Origin of the sequence: Flavobacterium geliluteum (assembly GCF_017948595.1) — a bacterium.
Taxonomy (GTDB): domain Bacteria; phylum Bacteroidota; class Bacteroidia; order Flavobacteriales; family Flavobacteriaceae; genus Flavobacterium; species Flavobacterium flavipigmentatum.
Map to the genome: position 1 here is coordinate 1 of NZ_JAGFBV010000042.1, position 22190 is coordinate 22190.

19 protein-coding genes, 1 tRNA gene and 2 pseudogenes are annotated in these 22190 nt (G+C 33.9%); 8 read left to right on the forward strand and 14 right to left on the reverse strand.

Annotation, left to right across the window (positions count from 1 at the left end):
* Positions 1-122 (forward strand): annotated as a pseudogene (locus tag J3495_RS19240) (IS1595 family transposase); the annotation flags it as partial.
* A gap of 10 nt (positions 123-132) precedes the next feature.
* Here J3495_RS19240 and J3495_RS17880 read toward each other — a convergent pair.
* On the reverse strand, positions 133-1647 hold the full coding sequence (locus J3495_RS17880; RefSeq protein ID WP_210668155.1) for a hypothetical protein: 1515 nt from the start codon (positions 1645-1647) through the stop codon (positions 133-135).
* A 246-nt stretch (positions 1648-1893) separates the two neighbouring features.
* Here J3495_RS17880 and J3495_RS17885 point away from each other — a divergent pair, with 246 nt between their 5' ends.
* From J3495_RS17885 to J3495_RS17900, 4 genes are all read left to right on the forward strand, one after another.
* The gene (locus tag J3495_RS17885) at positions 1894-2325 is read left to right on the forward strand and encodes a PaaI family thioesterase (protein ID WP_210668156.1); all 432 of its coding nucleotides are present in this window, start codon (positions 1894-1896) and stop codon (positions 2323-2325) included.
* Positions 2326-2330: 5 nt separating this feature from the next.
* Positions 2331-3404, forward strand: a complete 1074-nt coding sequence (locus J3495_RS17890) for a chorismate-binding protein (RefSeq protein ID WP_210668157.1) — start codon at positions 2331-2333, stop codon at positions 3402-3404.
* An 83-nt stretch (positions 3405-3487) separates the two neighbouring features.
* Positions 3488-4204 (forward strand): bacillithiol biosynthesis deacetylase BshB1, encoded by a 717-nt coding sequence (gene bshB1 / locus J3495_RS17895; RefSeq protein ID WP_210668158.1) that lies wholly within the window; start codon positions 3488-3490, stop codon positions 4202-4204.
* Between the two features lie 65 nt (positions 4205-4269).
* A tRNA-His gene (locus J3495_RS17900) sits at positions 4270-4343 on the forward strand.
* A 113-nt stretch (positions 4344-4456) separates the two neighbouring features.
* Here J3495_RS17900 and ypfJ read toward each other — a convergent pair.
* From ypfJ to J3495_RS17935, 7 genes are all read right to left on the reverse strand, one after another.
* Positions 4457-5311 carry a KPN_02809 family neutral zinc metallopeptidase gene (ypfJ, locus tag J3495_RS17905; RefSeq protein ID WP_210668160.1) on the reverse strand — a complete coding sequence of 285 codons (855 nt, stop codon included), beginning with the start codon at positions 5309-5311 and terminating at the stop codon, positions 4457-4459.
* 68 nt (positions 5312-5379) lie between these two features.
* Positions 5380-9087, reverse strand: a complete 3708-nt coding sequence (locus J3495_RS17910) for a response regulator (RefSeq protein WP_210668164.1) — start codon at positions 9085-9087, stop codon at positions 5380-5382.
* A 67-nt stretch (positions 9088-9154) separates the two neighbouring features.
* On the reverse strand, positions 9155-9946 hold the full coding sequence (locus J3495_RS17915; RefSeq protein WP_210668166.1) for a hypothetical protein: 792 nt from the start codon (positions 9944-9946) through the stop codon (positions 9155-9157).
* A 119-nt stretch (positions 9947-10065) separates the two neighbouring features.
* Positions 10066-11394, reverse strand: coding sequence for an aldehyde dehydrogenase (locus J3495_RS17920; RefSeq protein ID WP_210668168.1), 1329 nt, complete (start codon positions 11392-11394; stop codon positions 10066-10068).
* A 79-nt stretch (positions 11395-11473) separates the two neighbouring features.
* Complete coding sequence (locus J3495_RS17925; protein WP_210668171.1) at positions 11474-12163, reverse strand: RluA family pseudouridine synthase; 690 nt, start codon at positions 12161-12163, stop codon at positions 11474-11476.
* Between the two features lie 124 nt (positions 12164-12287).
* A complete protein-coding gene (gene panB / locus J3495_RS17930; RefSeq protein ID WP_210668173.1) occupies positions 12288-13106 on the reverse strand; it encodes a 3-methyl-2-oxobutanoate hydroxymethyltransferase in 819 nt (272 codons plus the stop codon).
* Positions 13107-13195: 89 nt separating this feature from the next.
* On the reverse strand, positions 13196-14623 hold the full coding sequence (locus tag J3495_RS17935; RefSeq protein WP_210668175.1) for an L-serine ammonia-lyase: 1428 nt from the start codon (positions 14621-14623) through the stop codon (positions 13196-13198).
* 317 nt (positions 14624-14940) lie between these two features.
* Between J3495_RS17935 and J3495_RS17940 the strand changes: the two genes are divergently transcribed.
* From J3495_RS17940 to J3495_RS17950, 3 genes are read left to right on the forward strand one after another with little or no spacing between them, the layout of a single operon-like run.
* The gene (locus J3495_RS17940; RefSeq protein WP_210668177.1) at positions 14941-17088 is read left to right on the forward strand and encodes a cation:proton antiporter; all 2148 of its coding nucleotides are present in this window, start codon (positions 14941-14943) and stop codon (positions 17086-17088) included.
* Positions 17089-17098: 10 nt separating this feature from the next.
* On the forward strand, positions 17099-17842 hold the full coding sequence (locus J3495_RS17945; protein WP_236025501.1) for a DUF2625 domain-containing protein: 744 nt from the start codon (positions 17099-17101) through the stop codon (positions 17840-17842).
* A 33-nt stretch (positions 17843-17875) separates the two neighbouring features.
* Complete coding sequence (locus J3495_RS17950; protein ID WP_210668179.1) at positions 17876-18241, forward strand: VOC family protein; 366 nt, start codon at positions 17876-17878, stop codon at positions 18239-18241.
* Positions 18242-18266: 25 nt separating this feature from the next.
* On the opposite strand, the gene J3495_RS17955 is transcribed toward J3495_RS17950, so the two are convergent.
* The 6 genes and pseudogenes from J3495_RS17955 to J3495_RS19475 all read right to left on the reverse strand — a co-directional run.
* The gene (locus J3495_RS17955; protein WP_210668181.1) at positions 18267-18848 is read right to left on the reverse strand and encodes an LOG family protein; all 582 of its coding nucleotides are present in this window, start codon (positions 18846-18848) and stop codon (positions 18267-18269) included.
* Between the two features lie 7 nt (positions 18849-18855).
* Complete coding sequence (locus tag J3495_RS17960; protein ID WP_210668182.1) at positions 18856-19380, reverse strand: GNAT family N-acetyltransferase; 525 nt, start codon at positions 19378-19380, stop codon at positions 18856-18858.
* A 52-nt stretch (positions 19381-19432) separates the two neighbouring features.
* The gene (locus tag J3495_RS17965; protein ID WP_210668183.1) at positions 19433-19792 is read right to left on the reverse strand and encodes a DHCW motif cupin fold protein; all 360 of its coding nucleotides are present in this window, start codon (positions 19790-19792) and stop codon (positions 19433-19435) included.
* Positions 19793-20770: 978 nt separating this feature from the next.
* On the reverse strand, positions 20771-21232 hold the full coding sequence (locus J3495_RS17970) for a DUF6896 domain-containing protein (protein ID WP_210668184.1): 462 nt from the start codon (positions 21230-21232) through the stop codon (positions 20771-20773).
* 176 nt (positions 21233-21408) lie between these two features.
* Positions 21409-21654, reverse strand: coding sequence for a hypothetical protein (locus tag J3495_RS17975; protein WP_210668185.1), 246 nt, complete (start codon positions 21652-21654; stop codon positions 21409-21411).
* 429 nt (positions 21655-22083) lie between these two features.
* Positions 22084-22190, reverse strand: a pseudogene (locus J3495_RS19475) (IS982 family transposase); the annotation flags it as partial.

Genomic DNA, 22190 nt, shown 5'->3' on the forward strand with positions numbered 1-22190 from the left:
AATTTACCTTTAGAATTAATAGATCAATTTTCAAAGAAACTATTTTTCACAAAACAATTCAACGAATGATTACGGCATTGCCAATTTATCAGTATCAAATAATACAGAGGCTAAGTATATAACTCAATAAAATTATTTTGGAAAATCAGCACTTTGATACGCCCCTAAATCTGGTGGAGAAGTTCTTGTTTTTCCTAAAATATCGGTAGGAATTGCAAATGCCGGATTTCCTTTCGCGAAAGCGCTGGAATTTTTATCAATATTGAATTTATTTTGAGAAACTTTATAAAATTTAGGGTCCTGATTTAAAATTATCTGATTGTAATGAACCGGATCTGTAGCAAATTGATAATCAGGATTGGTGCCTGAACCACCAAACTTCAGCAAACAGTTATTCAGTTGATAAATAAAAGCAGCATTGGGATTTTTATCCAGATTGAATTCGTTCCAATTAGAGCCATAAATAATACAATTGTTAAAAGTCGCCTGTGTCAAAGCATTGTTTTCGGGCTTTGCACCTACCAGACTGTTACTCAAATGCACGGCCACTTGTGTACTGCTTTGCCAATTATTATTGATTGTCGCGTGCGTAAAAACATAGTTTCCACCGTAAATACAGGACAAACTTGCTAAACCACAATAATTAATCACGAGATTTTCGCTATTGAGCAGAGCATTTTTGGCTAAAATTCCATATTGAGAACAATTGTAAATTTGTGTGTTTTTTAATTGAAAAGTGGTGCCATCTTGTCCTTGAATAGATAAACCAATCGTTGCATTTTTTAGCGTTAAATGATTGATAGAATGATTACTGCTCGATGTGGCCAGTAAGATAGAACCCCATTGTCCTGGAATGTCAGCATATTCAGGCTCTAAACGATCTCCTTCAAAAATAATTTCGTTCTCCAATTTATCAGTTGTAGAAATAGTTCCATTAACTTGAAGCGAAGCTTTATTGTCAACTAAAAGTCCGGAATTAGCATGAAAATGAACTCTTGCACCGGCTTCAAAAGTTATGGTTTTATTTTCAGGAACGCCCGCATAGCCATAGATTACGTATGGTTTTTGATTGGTAAAAAGTAATTCATTACCATTTACAGCATCATTTTCATCCAAATAAAATCCGTCAACAGATTTTCCTTCTATTTGAATTTTTTCTTTACTTCCATCAGGATTTTGCTTCGGATAAAGAAAAACAGCATCCTGAATTAAGGTAACCAAAGCTACTTCTTGTAAATTAAGGCCGCTATCAAACTGAATTTCATCAGTATACAAAAAATCTGTAGGATTTGCATCCGTGATATCTGCTGTGGTTTCTATAAAAATATATAGGCTGTCTTTGGCTAGAAGTGTTACATCTTTAAAAATTTTACCATTATCACCATTCATACCGTCAACCGTCATGCGATATTTAGAATTTAATCCTTTTTTTAGCTGAATCGACGGAATCGAAATATCATTTTTACTCCGATTAAAAACTTTAAGCTGGTAAGTGCTTGAACCAATATTTTTAAAAACAGTATCCAGATAAACCGTATCTTTTGAAAATTTTAAATCGCCGGAACTCGCAACAGTATCAAAGTCAGTGCGACAAGAAGTGCTGATTAAAAGTAAACCGAAAATAAAAAGTACAATATAATGTCGCATTTGAATAAGTTTTTTTTACAGATTTAAAGGATTAAAATGATTTTTCACTTTTGTGAATCCATTCAAACTCCATAAATCAGTCTAAATCTGCGGCAAAAAATAGTTTTCAGCCAAGGATTGATATTGATTTTTTTGTAAAAATAATAAAAAACGGACAGGTTTATAAATGATTTTTAATATTAGAAATGTATTTTCTAATTTGTATCTTATCTTTTCTTTAATTTTACGATTTTAAAGCCAATTTAAATGAATTTTACAAAAGAACAAATTTTAGCCTATTGCAATGAGTTTTCAAAGAATACGCTCATGGAAACTCTTAAAATTGAATATATTGATGCAGGAGAAGGTTTTTTGGTGGCCAAAATGCCTGTAAATTCAGGAGTTCATCAACCAATGGGATTACTTCACGGAGGTGCTTCTGTAGCGTTGGCTGAAAGTGTTGGCAGCGCCGCATCACAGTTTTTTATTAACCCGAAAGAGCAGGAAGTGCGAGGTATTGAGATTTCTGCCAACCACTTAAAAAGTATTCGTGAAGGTATTGTTTTTGGGACCGCTAGAATCATCCATAAAGGAAAAAGTATTCATCTCTGGGAAATTAAAATTACAGATGAAGCTGGAAACTTAATTTCGCTTTGCAAACTAACAAATATGGTTTTAGAAAAAAAGAAAACCGAATAGAAACTATGAATGACTTTTTTTCTACCATAAGAAAACATCAGGAGCAAAAATTGCCTTTTGTAATTTATTCGAAACCTAATTCTTCGAGTATTTATGCGCTTTTGCAACAAGATGATACTTTGTATAAAGTTTCTGATTACAGCGAAAAAGGTTTTGTATTTGCTTCTTTTGATGAAAAACAACTGATTTTAATTCCGGAAAAAGAATCGAAAATTATAAGTGCAGAACAAACGGAAATTGATTTTAATTTCAGTGAAGTTGATGATGTAGCTTTTGATGCTGAAGCAAAAAAGCAGTACGAAGGTTTGATTGAAAATGGAATTCAGTCCATTAAAAAAGATGAGTTTAAAAAAGTTGTTTTATCAAGATGTGAAAAAATTGATTTAACTGATTTTGATTTCGCTATTACTTTTCAACGTTTAATTCATCTTTATCCTTCTACTTTTACCTACTGTTTTTTTCATCCCGCAATAGGGCTTTGGCTAGGAGCAACGCCTGAACAATTATTAAAAGCCAATGGAAAGGCTTTTGAAACAACAGCTTTGGCAGGAACTCAAAAAGCAGAATTGGAAGCTGAAATTTCATGGCAGCAAAAAGAAAAAGACGAACAGCAGTATGTTACTGACTTTATTGTAAAAAGATTACGCGAAGTGGCTTCATCAGTAGAAATCACAGAGCCTTACAGCATAAAAGCAGGATCGATCTGGCACATTAAAACTGATATTTCGGGTATTTTAAACGAAAGTTCAACCTTGGAAGAAGTCATAGATACATTGCATCCAACGCCAGCCGTTTGCGGTTTGCCAAAGAAAAAAGCAAAAGCATTTATAATCGAAAATGAAAATTATGACAGGACTTTTTATACTGGTTTTTTGGGAGAATTAAACAGCAGTTTTGCCAATAAAACGGCCAGCACTGATTTATTTGTAAATTTACGTTGCATGCAAATCAAAGAAATGTCTGCTCTTTTATATATGGGATGTGGCATTACCAAAGAAAGTGTTCCTGAAAAAGAGTGGGAGGAAAGTGTCAATAAATCGATGACGATGAAGAGAGTTTTAAATATTAAAAAAATATAGTTACTAGAAAAAAAAATCAGATTTTCAAGTTTCAGTTTAGCACACACGGAACGTGAAACCTGAAAGAAAAAACAAAAAGTAAAATGAAGTTAGACATATTAGCTTTTGGCGCACATCCCGATGATGTTGAGTTGGGTTGTGCAGGAACGATTTTAAAAGAAGTATCACTAGGTAAAAAAGTAGGTATTGTCGATTTGACACGCGGTGAGTTAGGAACCCGCGGAACGGCCGAAACTCGTGATGTAGAGGCAGTCGATGCTGCAAAAATATTAGGGGTTTTGGTACGTGAAAATCTGGCTATGCGAGATGGGTTTTTTGTAAACGATGAGAAACATCAGTTGGAAGTGATTAAAATGATTCGAAAGTATCAACCTGAGATAGTATTGTGTAACGCTGTTGACGACCGTCATATTGATCATGGAAAAGGCAGTAAACTAGTCTCTGACGCCTGCTTTTTATCTGGATTAATGAAAATTGAAACCACTATTGACGGACAAAAGCAAGAGGCTTGGCGACCAAAAGTAGTGTATCATTATATGCAATGGAAGAATCTTGAGCCCGATTTTGTTGTTGACATTACCGGTTTTGTAGAGAAAAAAGTAGCCGCTATTTTGGCATATAAAACTCAGTTTTATGATCCAGACTCCAAAGAACCTGACACGCCCATAACCAGTAAAAATTTCTTGGAAAGCCTAAATTATCGTGCGCAGGACTTAGGAAGGCTCGTTGGGGTAGATTATGCGGAAGGTTTTACTGTAGAAAGGTGTTTGGCAGTCAATAGCTTAGGAAATTTGATGTAATTTTTTTAATTTTTTCTTTGTAGAAGTAAACCTTTGTTATATATTTGCAACCGCTAAGCAAAATGGTGGTTGTAGCTCAGTTGGTTAGAGTAGCGGTTTGTGGTGCCGCGGGTCGCCGGTTCGAACCCGGTCAGCCACCCAGAAATTTAAAGCCTTGAAGAAATTCAAGGCTTTTTTTGTTTTCTACATTTTTATAAAAAAAGCATGACTTTTAGGGATCATGCTTTATGGTTGTTATAATGGTTTGATGAATTATCTAATTTCCTCAAAAGTTGTTCCCTGACTCATATCTCCAGAGGTAAATCCTTTTTTAAACCAATACATTCTCTGCTCTGATGTGCCATGAGTAAATGAATCAGGTACAATCTGTCCTTGCATTTTACTCTGAATTGCATCGTCACCAACAGCGTTAGCGGCACTTAATGCTTCTTCAATGTCACCTGTGTCCAAATTTTCTTTGTTATAATGTGCCCAAACTCCCGCATAGAAGTCTGCTTGAAGCTCTAAGGCAACCGAAAGTTTATTGGCTTCTGCCTCACTTTTTCCTTCTTGCGCTTGACGCATCTTTGTCGAGGTGCCCATTAAGGTTTGGATGTGGTGCCCAATTTCGTGCGATATAACGTAGGCAATTGCGAAGTCGCCACCCTTAGCTCCAAATTTTGTTTTAAGCTCTTCAAAGAAGTCTAAATCCATATATACTTTTTGATCACCTGGGCAATAAAAAGGTCCCGACGCAGATGAAGCTCCTCCACAAGCCGTTTGTACAGAGCCTCTAAAAAGTACTAATATTGGCTTTTTGTATGTCATGCCTTGCTCGGTAAATATTTTACTCCAGATGTCTTCGTTATCGGCAAGAACGACTTTTACATAGTCTCCTAATTCCTGATCTTCTTTGCTCAATGGAGCTGCAGCTTCGGTTTGCGAGGATTGAGAGCCTTGTAATTGCTCCAAAATAGGGGTTATCATCTGAGCATTTTCACCGCCAAAAACATTCACCAATAAAATGATGATCCCAATAATTCCGCCTCCTACGATGGTTTTTCCTCCTGATGACATTCCTCTTCTGTCTTCGACATTGTCGCTTTGTCTTCTACCTAGCCATTTCATAGTGTGTTATTTTTATGTGGGTTAAAATTTATCTTACACGAATTTATATTTTTTTTTTATACTTTGCTCTATCCTGCAGAATTTACTTCAATATATTTTATCCATTTGGCTAAGGCTTCTTCTACAGTTCCTCTGATAATTGGTTTCGAGATATAATCATTCATTCCGGCATTTAGACATTTATTGCGCTCATCTTTTTCGGCTCCTGCGGTTACCGCAATTACTGGAATTTTTTTTCCAATATTAATTTTTCGGATTGCTTTTGTCGCTTCATAACCATTCATAATTGGCATCTGAATGTCCATAAAAATGATGTCCGGTTTGATGTTTTCAATTTGATTTACGGCCTCGTATCCGTTTTCGCATTCGAAAATATGGGTATTAAAATTTAGGTTTTTTACAATAGTTTTTAGTAAAAGCATGTTTACTTTATTGTCTTCTACAATCAAAACGGTTAACTTATTTCGCTTAGAATTATAACTTAAAGCATATTCCGGACTAGGATTAAGTAAAGCGAGAGTGTTGTTGTCGTTGAGGATTTGATTGCTGGTTTTTAAATTCAAATCAAAATAAAAAGTACTTCCTTCGTTTATTTTACTTGTGAGCTGCATGCCACTTTCCATCAACGCCAATAATTGATTTGAAATGGTGAGTCCTAAGCCTGTTCCTCCAAATTTTCTCGTTGTAGAACTATCTTCCTGCGAAAATGCTTTGAATATTTTTTTCTGATTTTTTTCTAAAATTCCAATACCCGTATCGGTTACAGAAAAGCGTAGGATGTAATTCTCTTCTGTTATTTTTTCCAAAACCGAAACATTTAATTTTATATAACCTTCGTTTGTAAATTTAATCGCATTGGATAAAAGGTTTATCAAAATTTGTTTTAATCGAACAATATCTGTCCAAATGTATTGCGGAACATCCGTGTCAATTTGAAGTTCCAGCTGCAGGTTTTTTTGATTGGATTCGTAAATGATCAAATCAAATATTTGGCCTAAGACTTTTTGAACATCGTACAAATCAATAAATAAGTCTAATTTTCCGGCTTCGATTTTAGAAAAGTCAAGAATATCATTGATGATTTCGAGCAAAGAATGTGCCGACTGATTGATCGTGGTCATGTACTTTTCCTGAATTTCCTCCAGATTGGTTTTCATCAATAAATGTGTAAAACCTATTATACCATTAAGAGGAGTTCGAATCTCATGTGACATATTGGCCAGGAAATCCGACTTTGATTTGTTTGCAGCTTCGGCGAGTTCTTTTGCTTTTATGGCATCTTCACTTTCTTTAATTTTGGCAATATTTTTATTGCGATCTAATGCAGATGAAATATTGTTGGCCAATGTTTGAAAAATGTAGATTTCGTCATCAGACCATTTTTTTTCTCTGGTACAATCATCAAAACCAATGAATCCTGAAAATACACTATTAGAATACAACGGTAAAATAAGTATCGATTTTATCTGATTGGCGATCAATAAATTCTTAAAAAAACCATCTTGTAGATCATTTGTCAGAGAGTTTAAGACTTTTTTATTTTGTGAATGAAAAACAATCTCTTTTAAGTTTTCTTCGCTAAATTTCTGCAATTCTGTTATCTGATGTACCACTCCTTTTTTTGACCATTTGTATTTTTGGCTGATAGTATTAGTCTCAAAATCTTTTTCGTAATAAAAAATATGATCCACATTGGACGCTTTTCCTATGATTTCATAAGTTTCAGCAAACATTTTTTCAGTGCTTTTGCTTAATAAAAATTTCTCTGTACAAAGGGCTAATGCAGAGAGTAATTCGCTTTTTAATTCTAATTTTTTCTCTGCTTTCAAACGCATTTGAGAAGAAATAGCCAGCGAAATAACATCAGAAATAGTTCGGGCATAATTAATATCTTCGTTATCCCATTCTCTTTTTTCCTCGGTACTTTCAAAACAAACAACACCAGCTAATTGACCGCTAAAAAAAATAGGAACATCCAGCATCGATTGTATTTTATTTTTTTTAAAATAAAGTCTTTCAAATTCAGAGGTTTCCAGTTTGTTAAAAACGTCGGGAGCATTTATGATAGCTTTACTTTTGAGTGTTTCAAAATAAATTGGATAAGATTCTTTGTCTAAAACGTTTTTGTCACTGAGACTTTGATTGTCTATGCTAAAAAGGTTTTTACAAGTAATTGTATCGGCCGAAAACTTCCAGAAACTCACTCTGTTTGATTTGGATACCGAAGCTCCTTCTTTTATAATATAATCAATTACAGTCGAGAGACTGTCGTAATTACTAAAATCGGTCGTAGACAGTTTTTTGGTCGAACTATTATAAGATTCAATTTTTTCCAGACGTCTTTTTTTCTCGTTTTCGATATTTTTCAGCTCTGTAATATCTCGGGCAATTCCGGCGTAACCAATAATTTCACCCAAATCATTTTTTCGAATGATAACTTTTTGAGAAATCCACAACTCCTCCCCATTTTTTTTGATAACCGGAATTTCGATTGTTGGAAATTTATTTTCGTTTAATTCTAAATTTTCATAGAAATCAACTGCATTCTTAATATAATGGGTATGAATAAAATTAGAATAATGCTGTAAAATGATTTCTTTTTCTGAGTAACCTAAGATAGAAAAAGCAAATTCATTTATAAAAGTAAAATAGCCTTCTGCATTGATTTCGAAGATAATATCTGTGGCAGTCTGGATTAAATTTTCATATTGATTTTGAACATTGATTTGCTCTGTAACATCCTGCCCAATTCCAATTATCAAATCATCAGAAAACTTTTTATCTTTCCATTGAATGTATTTGTATTCTCCATTTTTAGACTTTAATCTTCTAATGTATAGTTTGTTAGTAATGTAGTTGAGACCTTGTTTTTCTTTAATGAATTCAATGTCTTCGGTGAGTTTCCAGAATTCGAGTCCCATTACTTCGTCCGGCAAATAACCTAAAATGGATGTTATGGTTTCGCTGCAAAATAATACTTCTCCGGTTTTATTGGTAGCAATTGTTAGCGAATTTCCTTTGTGAACGATTTCATTTGTAAATCTAAAATTATCTCTGTTGCTTGTTAGTATTGCATGTTTTACATGGTTGATGATAAAAACCATGATGCAATAATTGATTAATAAAATAGATGATTTTATTGGTATTAGATGAAAAATTATCGTGATAATTAGGTAGATAAATACAGTAGCAACAAAAGCCCAATAAATTTGGATGGGTTTTAAAATGGTATAAGAGAAGAAAAAGGATATTAAAAAAGCAATAATTGGTACAATATCATTGGTCAAAAAAATGATATTTCGACCCACGTAAGCCACATAAATTAAAAATAATGTGATAAAAATGTACTGAATTCTACTGCGTAAAAATTTGACTCTTACGATAACCAAATAAAAGAGGAGCACCAGAAAACCGATTCCTACATTTAAAACCAATAAACTCGTTGGCCGGATTTTAAAAATTTCGTTAATGATTTCTATAACGATAATAGCAATCCCAAAAAATAGGAGATAAAGCTGGTATTCTCTATTAGCGGTCTCAATTTCTCTTCTTTTTTCTATAAAATAACCTATTTTGGCCTTTATTTTAAAGAATTGATATACCAAGACTCCTAAAAAACCAAATAATAACAACCCTAAAATGATAAGTTTAGGGTTGTGATAAAATATAATTTCTGAGTTAAACATAAACCAATTGGTCACAATAGATTCTATGGCTAGTTTAATAAATAACTGCCCTTTAATAATAGACGAAAACAGACTATAGTAAGCTACCATAACAATTATTTAGGTTCTGGTATTTTATGTTTCAAAAAAGAGTGTGTCAAACTCGATTGAGTTTTTATTATAAATCTGAATGACCAATAGAATCGATAGAATCTTCTTTTTCTTCTACACCAATAATTTCGTAATACATAACGTAAGACATAGAATAACTAAATGGTACTGTAAAGATGATTCCGACGCAACAAGCAAAACCGCCTATAAGAGATAATATGCCGGCTACTATCAATAAAAAAAGAATTGTTAGAGGCTGTTTGCTTACCATTATAAAACTTGATTTTATAGCATCAATTGCTTTTAATTTTCCAAAAGCTATTAAAGGAATAACAAAACAAGTAAAATACGATATCAACAATGATACTACAAGACCAAAATATATGATATCAAAACTTTGTAATACGGCATTGATAGCGTTGCCAATAATGGCTATAATAAAAGAAGCGGCAAAGAGTTGTGCAAAATATGGCGATTTATAAAAATAAAAAATAGTAGAGGCATTAAATTCTTCATCCTTGTCTGCAGAGTCAGCCATTTTTAGAAAACCTGCGCTAATAGGTCCTACCAGAGCTCCAAATAGTGCATAACACAAAGTCGAAATTATAGATTGTACATACGTTAATTTTTCACTTTGTAAATTTTGAATAAAATCTTTAGACATGCTTTCGGCACCATAAATAGCAACTATAATTGCAAAAGCGGCAATTCCAAACAGGATAGAAAAAACTAATAACATCAATCCGGCATACAATGCTATTTTTTTATAGTTTTCGAATGCGTGGTTAAAAACATTCGAAAAATCCAGAGAATAGCCATTCGTTTTGATGTCTTCAATTTGGTCGAGGGTAGATTTCATTTTGAGTAGAGTTGTTTTATATTTCCTTAAATTAATTTGAATACTAAATAGTAAATATAATATTTTAAATCAATTTTACATCAAAAACAGTGAAATACTACTAAATCAATTTTTGCTTACTATAGCCAGTTTAATATTCGTTTTATACTGCTTAATTTGTCTTTGTACGGAGCATAACGCATCGGCAGATCGATCCAATTTCCTTTTTTAACCACACCTTTGTGGTGAGAAAATACGTCAAAACTCAATTTGCCGTGATAAGCTCCAATTCCGCTATGGCCAACGCCACCAAATGGTAATCTTTTATTCGAAAAATGAATAACAGTATCATTGATGCAACCTCCTCCAAATGAATAAGTCGTGATTAATTTTTTGGCAAAAGAATTATTGTCACTAAAAACGTAAAAGCCTAATGGTTTTTCATAACGATTAATAATTTTTGCTATATCTGCTTCTGTTTCGTAACTAAGAATGGGTAAAATAGGGCCAAAAATCTCTTCCTGCATTACAGCACTTTCCAAATCCGGCTCGTCGATTAGTGTTGGTGCTATGTAATGATGTTCAGCGTCTGTCTCTCCTCCAAAAATGATCTTTTCGTTTTGGATCATATTGGTCAGTCTGAGCCAATTTTTGGTATTGATGATGCGTGCAAAATCTGGGGATTTCTCCATTTTTTTTCCATACGCTAAAGTTATTTCTTCCATAAGATAAGTAATGAAAGGAATCTTCATGTCCTTATGAATCAAAATATAGTCCGGAGCGATACAAGTTTGCCCTGCATTAATAAATTTTCCCCAGACAATGCGTTTGGCGGCCAATTTTAGGTTGGCTGTTTCGTCAATTATGCAAGGATTTTTCCCTCCTAGTTCTAAAGTAGCAGGAGTTAAATGCTCTGCAGCGGCTTTGGCGACAATTTTTCCAACTGCTACACTTCCTGTAAAAAAAATATAATCCCAGCGTTTTGCAAGCAAAGTATTAGAGACTTCTACACCTCCCTGAATAACTTCTACATGGTTAATATGAAATGTTTCTTCGATAATTTTGGCAATAATGGCGGCCGTATTTGGGGTAAGTTCTGATGGTTTTAAAACAACTTTATTTCCTGCTGCAACAGCCGAAATTAAAGGGCATAAAGCCAATTGAAACGGATAATTCCAAGGTGCAATTATAAGAACATTTCCATAAGGTTCTTTGTAAATATAATCTGTTGAGGGGAAATTGAGAATAGAAGGAAAAACACGTTTTGGTTTTGCCCATTTGTGTATGTTTTTGATGGTGTCTTTGAGCTCTGAAATAACATAATTGGTCTCGGTTAAAACAGCTTCAAATTCTGGCTTTTTAAAATCATCGTACAAAGCTTTGACAATCAAATCCTCGCTTTTTTGAATAGTGTGCAATAATTTTTTAAGCGTTTCTTTGCGGTATGCAATGTCGTTTTTATAATCCATCTTTTTGTAATCAGGTTAATTTCTGACTATGCAAGTTACTTGATAAAATTTTAATCTTTATCAAATAAATCATAAAAAACTATAAAGCATTCCAAATTGTTTCCTCGGGAGTAGGAGCAATAATGGTGATTTCTTCTTTGGACACAGGATGAATAAAAAACAATTTTCTGGCATGAAGATGTATGCCACCATCAGGATTACTTCGGTCAAAACCATATTTTAAATCACCTTTTATAGGTGAGCCAATGGCAGCTAATTGCGCACGAATCTGATGATGACGACCTGTATGCAAATTGATTTCGAGAGCAACGTAATTCTGTAATTCTTTAAAAACAGTATAATCTAAACTCGCTATTTTACTATCCGGAACTTCTTTAAGATGTGCTTTTGAAGTATTGTTTTTTTCGTTTCTTTTCAGATAATGAACCAATTTGGCAGTTGTTTGTTCAGGTTTATTCTTGACAACTGCCCAATAGGTTTTTTGAGTTTCCCTGTTACTGAACATTTCGTTCATGCGAGATAAGGCCTTGCTGGTTCTGGCAAAAACTACAATTCCTGTTGTGGGTCTGTCCAAACGATGAATCACTCCCAAAAAAACTTCGCCAGGTTTATTGTATTTGTCTTTGATGTATTCTTTGACTACTTCAGATAATGGCTTGTCTCCTGTTTTATCGCCCTGTACGATGTCGCCCACACGTTTATTGACCACAATAATATGATTATCTTCGTGCAGAATTTGAAGATTGTTTTTATCTGATATAATTTTCATTTTAGATTTCTCGGGAATTTTAAATTTCTGATTGAATCATAGTAATAAAACCCCTTACAATAGATAGAAGGAGTTTCATTTTTAAAACCTTTGCTGCTTTACATCTTTGAATCTTAAAAAAAAACTAATATTGTTCTTTTTCGTTCGGGAAGTCGCTAGATTTTACATCTGCTACGTATTTGCCTATTGCGCCAGTCATTTCTTGGTATAAATCCAGATAACGACGCAAAAATCGTGGGCTAAACTCATTGTTCATTCCCAACATATCGTGTATAACGAGCACTTGTCCGTCAACTCCGCCACCCGCTCCAATTCCGATTACGGGAATCGAAATACTTTTGGCTACTTTTTCGGCAAGATGAGCAGGTATTTTTTCTAAAACTATACCAAAACAACCAATTTTTTCGAGCATTTGAGCATCTTCCATTAGTTTTTCGGCTTCTTCATCTTCTTTGGCTCGTACGGTGTAAGTGCCAAATTTATAAATAGATTGGGGTGTTAAACCCAAATGCCCCATAACTGGAATTCCTGCGTTTAATATTTTTTTGATAGAATCTTTAATTTCTTTTCCTCCTTCGAGTTTTACTGCATGACCACCGCTTTCTTTCATAATCCTGATAGCCGAGCGTAAAGCTTCTTTCGGGTCTGATTGGTAACTTCCAAAAGGCAAGTCAACTACAACCAAAGCTCTTTCGCTAGCGCGAACTACAGACGAAGCGTGGTAAATCATTTGGTCTAAGGTAATTGGCAAAGTCGTTTCGTGCCCAGCCATGACATTTGAGGCTGAATCGCCAACCAAAATCACATCAACTCCAGCGGTATCCACGATTTTTGCCATGGTAAAATCGTAAGCAGTAAGCATAGAGATTTTCTCTCCGTTGCTTTTCATTTCGATTAATGATTTTGTGGTGATTCTTTTATAATCTTTTTTTGCAACAGACATTATCAGTGAGTTTTTAGTTTTTGAATGGTTTTAAAAGTCAAATAGTACTTTTAAAACGAAATTTTTCCGCAAAATTAAGCAATATATTTCTAACAATCGGCCATATTAACGGCAATTGCCAATCCGCCTTCAGAGGTTTCTTTGTATTTAGAATTCATGTCTTTAGCAGTCTGCCACATGGTATTAATTACTTTATCCAAGGGTACTTTTGCGTTTTTAGAGTCGGTTTCCAGCGCAAGTTCGGCAGCATTAATGGCTTTTATGGCACCCATTGTATTTCTTTCGATACAAGGAATCTGAACCAATCCGCCTATCGGATCGCATGTTAAACCAAGGTGATGTTCCATGGCAATTTCGGCCGCCATAAGTACCTGAGCCGGTGATCCGCCCATTAACTCACACAACGCTGCCGCTGCCATTGCAGATGAGACTCCAATTTCAGCTTGACAGCCTCCCATTGCAGCAGAGATTGTAGCTCCTTTTTTAAAAATGCTACCAATTTCGCCGGCAACCATCAAAAATTGTTTGATTTCTTTTTCTCCCGCAGCATGATTTTCAATTACCAAATAATACATCAAAACTGACGGAATAACGCCTGCGCTTCCATTGGTTGGAGCCGTAACTACACGGCCTAAAGATGCATTTACTTCATTCACGGCAAGTGCAAAACAACTTACCCATTTTAGAATCTGACGAAATTTCACTTCCGTTTTTCTAATTTCTTCCAGCCACGTTTGTGGACTGCTGTAATTAGACAAACCAATTAAATTTTGATGCATATCAAAAGCTCTTCTTCGCACGTTTAAACCTCCCGGAAGAATGCCTTCAGAGTGGCAGCCAATGTACATACACTCGAGCATCGTGTTCCAGATTCGAATCAATTCTGAGTTTATTTTTTCCTCTGATCGCATTGATTTTTCGTTTTCATAAACGATTTCAGAGACTAATTTTTTTTCAGAAATAGTATAATTTAAAAGCTCTTCAGCGTTTTGAATCGGGAAAGGAAAGGCACATTTTATCTCTTCTTTCTTTTTGGCATTAATGCGTTCTTCTTTTACAACAAATCCGCCACCGATCGAATAAAAGGTAGATTCGTACTCAGAACCATCCGCTTTAAAAGCTGTAAATTTTAGACCATTGGCATGAAAAGGAAGAAACTCTTTATTAAAAACAATATCCTGAAGAAAGTAAAAAGGAATCGTAATTTGATTGCCTAAAATAATTTCATTTTTGGTTTCAATGATTTTAATTATACTTGCAATATTCTCAACAGGAATGTATTCGGGATCCTGACCGCTCAATCCAAGCATAACCGATAAATCTGTAGCATGACCCTTGCCTGTTAAGGAAAGTGAGCCATACAAATCTACTTTTATACGTGTGATTTGGTCCAAAATAGATTCGTTTTTTAACTCCTCCAAGAAGCGTTCTGCGGCGCGCCAAGGTCCTAGAGTGTGCGAGCTGGATGGGCCTACACCAATTTTAAGCATATCAAAAACAGAGATACATTCTTCCATTGTTCAAATTTTATTTAAACAAAGATAATTGAATAATGCAATGAATTTAATAGTCGAACTACTAATCTTGCGTATTTGTTAAAAAAAATATTAAATTTTAATAATTTGTCAACGAAACAAATTTTATTGTTTAATATAGAAGTTTCATAGAGTGTTCGAGTTTTTTTTAGGTATTTTTGTAGATAAGTAGTGGCTCAAATGATCTTTTTTTTAGTTTTAAACAGATTCAAGAGAACTGCAATTTCAGGTATTTTAATTTTTATTGAATGATTATTTTTTGAAAATTAAACTACCAAAATAGCATATAAAGTTATATTATGATAGAATTTTTCAGGCATTTTTTAAGCGAATTTGAACTACCACTGAGTAATCCGGTATTGATTTTTTCGTTAATCCTTTTCATTATTTTGTTGTCTCCTATATTGTTAAAAAAAATAAATATTCCGGGTATCATCGGTTTAATTATTTCAGGAGTTATTATTGGTCCTCATGGGTTAAATATTTTGGCAAAAAGCTCGGCAGTCGATTTGTTTTCGACGATTGGCCTTCTTTATATCATGTTTATTGCGGGTCTGGAACTCGATATGAATGAGTTTAAAGCCAATAAAAACAAGAGTTTATTATTTGGATTTTTTACCTTTATTTTTCCGCTTTCTATTGGTTTTCCAGTGTGTTTCTATATCTTACAATACGATTTTAACGCCAGTTTTTTAACCGCCAGTATGTTTGCCACGCACACTTTGGTCGCCTATCCAATTGTGAGTAAGCTAGGTATTGCAAAAAATCAGGCTGTGGCCATTACAGTAGGAGGTACGATCCTTACAGATACAGCCGTTCTAATCATTTTGGCGATTATTATGGGCAGTAGTCAAGGCAATCTAAATCAGGCTTTTTGGATAAAACTGACTGTTTCTTTGCTTATTTTTTCTGCGATCATGTTCTTAGTTATTCCAAGAATTGCAAAATGGTTTTTTAAGAAGTTAGAAAGTGAGAAACATGCTCATTATATTTTTGTGCTTTCGGTTGTTTTCTTTGCCGCCTTTTTGGCCGAAGTAGCAGGAGTAGAGCCCATCATTGGGGCATTTGTTGCTGGTTTGGCTTTAAACCCATTGATTCCGCATTCTTCTGCTTTGATGAATCGAATTGAGTTTATAGGGAATTCATTATTTATTCCGTTTTTCTTAATTTCTGTCGGAATGTTGGTCGATGTAAGTGTGATCCTGAGTGGGCCAACCGCCTTGATTGTAGCCGGAACATTAAGTGTTGTCGCGATCTTCGGAAAATGGATTGCAGCATTTTTTACCCAAATTGTTTTTAAATATACCAAGACCGAGAGACAATTGATTTTCGGTTTAAGCAGCGCACATGCCGCAGCAACTTTGGCTGTGATATTGGTTGGTTTTAAAGCCAAAATTCTGGATGAAAATATTTTAAACGGAACCATTATCCTGATCCTGATTACGTGTATTGTCGCTTCATTTGCTACTGAAAAGGCGGCCAAGAAAATCGCTATTTGCGAAGAAGAAGTCTCTCCTCAGGACACCGAGAAAGATCAGATTTTAGAGGAACACATCTTGATTCCGCTGGCCAAAACCTCAGCCACAGCAGGTCTTTTGGATTTTGCTCTTTTAATTAAAGATAAAAAATCAAACAATCCTGTTACATTATTGACAATTGTTCCGAATAATGATCAGGCAGAAATAAATATTTTGAAATACCGAAAAGCAGTTGATAAATTTATCATTCAGGGATCTGCTTCCGAAGTAAAAATAAATACTATTGCCAGAATTGACCATAATCCCGCAAGCGGAATCGCACGTACATCAAAAGAAATTATGTCTGATATCGTGATTATTGGCTGGCCAAGAAAAACAGGTTTCTTAGATAAGATTTTTGGTGAGAATGTCGATTCTATCATCAATAATGTAGATAAAAGTTTATTCATCTGCCGTTTTGAAAAATCATTTATAGAAGAAAAAAGACTGGTTTTTATTTGTCCGCCATTTTCAGAAAGAGGAATTGGTTTTCAGCTTTTATTGCAGAAAATATGCCGACTGTCGCAAGAATTGAGTATTCCGATTTTAATTTATGCAGAATATAAAACACATCAGGCCATTCAGCAAATTGCGAATCATTTAAAGCTAAACCCTAAATTAGGTTTTAAAAGTATATTGTATTGGGATGATTTTGAAGCGATTTCGGATGAAATTAAACCAACCGATCTGATTGTTTTTAATTTATCGCGTAAAGGCTCGATCTCTTACCAATCTATTTTTGATAAATTGCCACAAAAATTCGAAAAGTCATTCAGTACTAACAACCTTATTTTGGTGTATCCACATGATGATCGTCAGGAAAGCGCCATGGATGCTTACGAAGATTTTACTGCAACGCCACTTACAAAAGGTATCGAAGCTATTGAACAAATTGGTAGAGGTTTAGGGAATATTTTAAAGAAAGGTTAGCATAATTACCATGAAAAGAAATTTTTTTAGCGCAGTTTTATTGTTCATCAACGTAATTGCCTTGGCACAAAATAAAATGAAAAAAGCTGACGAACTTATAAACAAAACAGATCCCGGATGGACTGTTGTAGAAGATTGGATTAAGAAAGCCAAAAATAAAGTAGAAATTTTACCAGCAGATTTGTCTAAAGCAAAAGAAGCTTTATATCAAACACAAGTTACAACGCATTCACCCATGGGAGCAATTGTTTTTATGACCGGCGGACTTTTGATTGATGACGGCTGGATTAGAATCTTAGGTTCCGGAAATGCAAAATGCAACAGAACACTTCCTGATTGGAATAAAGGCAAATCATTTAAAGAGTTTGGTGACTCAGCTTCTTTCTTGTTAATTGCCGATGATGCGATCGGAGGTTTTTATATTTTGAATGGGGGAGCATTAGGCACTGATACTGGCAAGATTTATTATTTTTCGCCAGATAATCTGGAATATGAGCCACTTGATATTACGTATTCAGAATTTCTGCAATTTTGTTTTAATAATGACTTAGACAAGTTTTATGAAGGGAATCGATGGAAAGGATGGAGAGAAGAAGTTTCAAAATTGAAAGGCGATGAAGTATTTAATTTTTATCCGTTTCTTTGGAGTAAAGAAGGAAACGATATCGATAAAAATTCAAGAAAAGTGATCCCGATAAGCGAACAATACAGCTTGAATTTAGATTTAAGAAAACAGTTGGGTTTTGATAATTAAAAATAAGTTTGACTCATTATTTCAAAATTATAAATGAAACATAATATCAAATCAATCCGGCCTTTTATTGGTGCTAAAGACTTTCAGGTTTCAAGAAGTTTCTATTGCGATCTTGGATTTGAAGAAACGGTTTTAGCAGCTAATCTTTCTGTTTTTAAAACAAATGAAATAGCATTTTATCTGCAAGACGCCTATGTCAAAGATTGGATCGATAATTCTATGATTTTTATCGAAGTAAATGATGTGCATCAATTTTATAAAGAAATTGTGGCTTTAAATATTACAGAGAAGTATCAAAGTGCAAAATTGCTTCCCGTCAAAGAATTAGACTGGGGAAGCGAATTTTTTTTACATGATCCAGCTGGAATTTTGTGGCACTTTGGGACGTTTAACAAATAAGGATTTTTTACTTTAAACTTTTATTTTAAACTTTTTCTTTATCAATCCATTTCCCTACAGTAGGGGCCACATAATGTTGCATTTTGTCAAGCAAATCATCAATAGTAGCACTCGTTAATAGCATTTTTTGATTGACTTCTTTCAGTAAACCTTTATCAGTCATTGTCTGAATCATCATTAATAAAGGGTCGTAAAAACCATCGATATTCAAAATAGCGATTGGTTTTTTATGCAATCCTAATTGCGCCCAGGTAAGCATCTCAAAAAGTTCTTCCAAAGTACCAAAACCACCTGGAAGCGCAATAACGCCATCGCATAAATCATTCATTTTGGTTTTTCTTTCGTGCATGCTTTCTACCAAAATAAGTTCGGTTAGGTTTTCATGAGCGATTTCTTTCGATCGAAGAAAATTGGGCAATATACCAATAACTTTTCCTTTTTCGCTCAAAACACCATCCGCAACAGCGCCCATCAAACCTACTTTTGCACCACCATACACCAACTCTATATTTTGTTTGGCCAATGTTTGACCAAGTTCAAAAGCTTGAGATCGGTATTTTTCTTCGGTTCCAAAACTGGAACCGCAAAAAACTGTTATTCTTTTCATTCTTAATTTATTTTTTTAATTCATATTCAAAATGAGGTAATGCTACTCCGTTATGCGTAACCGTCATTTCGTTTACTTTTTCTGCGCCTAGCTTTAAAACTGCTTTTTGCGAACGAATGTTTGCTGCTCCAACATGAAAAAATATCGAATTGAGACTTTTGAAAGCATAATCAATCAATAATTTTTTTGAAGAATTATTATAAGGACTTCCCCAATATTTTCTGGAAATAAATGTAAATCCGATCGCAATACTTGACTGCTCGTGGTCATAATTGTAAAATCGGGTACTGCCTATGATCTCATTATTTTTTTGGTCGAGGATCAAAAAAGCACCTTTTGAATTGATAGCTCCTTCAAAAAAGAGCGTAAAAACATCCTTTTTATAACGATCTTTAATTGGATGCTGCTCCCATATCAAAGGGTCTGAAGCTATTTTATAAAGTGCTTCAAAATGTTTTTCTTCTAACGGAATTAATTTTGTTAACTCATCTTCTAAAATTTCGGGTTGTAAATTGAAGTTTGATTTTGGCATTTTAAAATGAATTTTATTAATTTACTTGTTTAATTTAGAAAGCAGGAAACGTTTATTTTGCAGCTTTTTCATCTAATTTTAAAAAATCGCCATCGATAATCAATAGTTTGACGCCGTTTTTTGAAATGGAACGATGTGAACTCAAATCATCCGAAACGATATACGTCATTCCTTTTTTCAATAAAAAAGATTCGCCAGTTTCGAGTTCGCTTGTCACTTCGCCCTCTAAACAGTGCACGACATGTCCTTTTTGGCACCAGTGATCGGCAACATATCCGGCAGAATATTCTACAATTCGGGTGCGTAATCCTTGGTGTTGTACCGTTTGCCAAAAAGCAATTCCGGTTTCTCCTGCATGTTCGGTTTTCGGAATAGCATTCCAATCTATTGTTTCAAAAGGGATATTGCTCATATTATTTTTTTAGTTTATCCTTTCCAGTATTCCTTAAATTCTTGATTTTAAATCCTTAAATCAACCATTTCGGCAATCATGGGTATCTTGATCAGAATAGGATTTAAGGAGTTTTTTAGTTACTGCTTGCCACGCTTATCAAGGTTTTGGAAGAGGTAGGTTTTGTCAATACCTATTTTGAAAAATGTATTTTAAAATCGTCATCGATGTAGTATTTTGTTTTAGTAGATTGATCTAATTTCTTTTTATTGCCAGGAATGTAGGACCAAATTAGGTCTTATTTTTTAATAGTCAAAAATGTTTCTAAAAAAGTTGTTAGTGTGTTTTGCAACCTTACATCTCATTTTGATGTGGTTACAGCAATAGCAAGCTTTATGAACGCTATTTTTTGGCTTTGCACAGCTGTAAATAAAAAAGACTAACGTTTTATCAAGTATATTAGTCTTGATGCAGCAAAACACAAATCGTTATTGTTTTTTCAGTGGGTAGGATGCTACTTTACAGTGGTTAAATCTAACTTGCATACGGTCGAATCAAGTTTTCAGTCGCTTCAATTAGGTTTTCAGTCGATTTAATCAGGTTTTCAGTCAGTCAAATCAAGTTTTCAGTCGCTTCAATCAAGTTTTCAGTCGGTCGAATCAGGTTTTCAGTCGGTTGAATCAAGTTTTCAGTCGCTTCAATCAAGTTTTCAGTCGCTTCAATCAAGTTTTCAGTCGGTCGAATCAAGTTTTCAGTCGCTTCAATCAGGTTTTCAGTCGGTCAAATCAGGTTTTCAGTCGGTCGAATCAAGTTTTCAGTCGGTCAAATCATGTTTTCAGTCGGTTAAATCAAGTTTTCAGTCGGTCGAATCAAGTTTTCAGTCGCTTCAATCGTGTTTTCAGTCGCTTCAATCAAGTTTTCAGTCGGTCTAATTCTACTTGACGGAGGATAATAAACTTTATAGTAGACCACTATTGCTTAGATAAATAGGATTAGCTGTTATACATCGTATTTCTTATTTAATATTAGAGTTTTCAAAGGCCACTCATCAATATTTATAATAATTTTCTTTTTCTCTAAATTGGCCAATATCTCATAAAAGACCTTTTCAGATTTTAAAATTTCATAAGCATGTTTCAAAGAATCCGTTGTTTGCATAAATTTAAAAAGATAAAAATTATCAATTGCTCCGTAATTCGATTCACGATTAATTTTTACGTGCAAGTATTGTTTAGTTTGTAAGTTTTCAAAATCACATGCATCACCGTGAAACCAATAAGACCAATTTGTGTTCAGGCTACCTTTCCAAAGATTATTCTGTCTTGACATAAGTTTAGCAAAAGGAAAACGTTCGCTTAAATCTATCTTATATTCGAGTGCTAATAATTTTATCATTTCGTTTGCTGTTTTCCCAAACGATACAATAGTTTCAATTAGTAATTTTTCTTCAGTCGATTTCATTAATTAAGACGGTTAAGGAGCATATCGTTCTGATAATACATTGGGTTTTGTACTAAATTAAGCCCTATTTCCAGATTTGCCAAAATGTACTAAATACAAGCATTATTCTTTCAATCATTCTAAATCAAGGCCCATTTGTTCCTGAGATATTTCTATTTTTTAAATTCTTCTTTTTTTTATTTATTTTTTAATGAACCGTCGTCATTTATAAATTTAAATGAATAATTCTCATCCAATATTTTTCCACCAAGTTGTATAAAAGTACCAAATTGTCCTCTCCAATCTTCCAAATCATTTTCTCTTGAATTATCCCACCGAATTATTCCATACTTATTTGGCCAGTCTGATTCAGCTTTAACAACCACTCCAAATTCTCCATTCTGAGTAACTTTCATTCCGTCATTAAAGTCGTGTGTATCCATTTTTTTGATCTTGTCGCTAACGTACAGCTATTACATTGGGTTTGGGACTAAATTAAGCCTATTTTCGGATTCACCAAAATATCTTGAATATAAAACCAATTTCCCGTTAAGCGATTTTTTCTAAAAAAAACTTCACATTTAGTCTGTAATAAATTAGCCATTTAGTCTTTGTTACGAGACAGGAAATAAATAATTATATAATGTATCATGCTCTATGACATTTTTCCCTTTTAGTGGCGTCATGATGAATAGATAAATTTCATCTTCAATTTTATAAAATAAAAAATTTGCGCTAAGTTTTTCCAATCCGTAATATGCAATTCTATCAGATTTTATAATCTTATCGACTTGATTATTAATTTTTATTACAAATTCATTAAAATTCAAGCTAAAACTTTTGACGGTATCATTGTTAATTAATTCAAGTTGCTAGTTAATTGTTTTATTTAATTGTAATCCGAATACAAACAATGTAAGCTTTATTAGAAATCCTTCCAATGTAACAGCATGTATTGTTCTGGGGAATAATTTTTTAA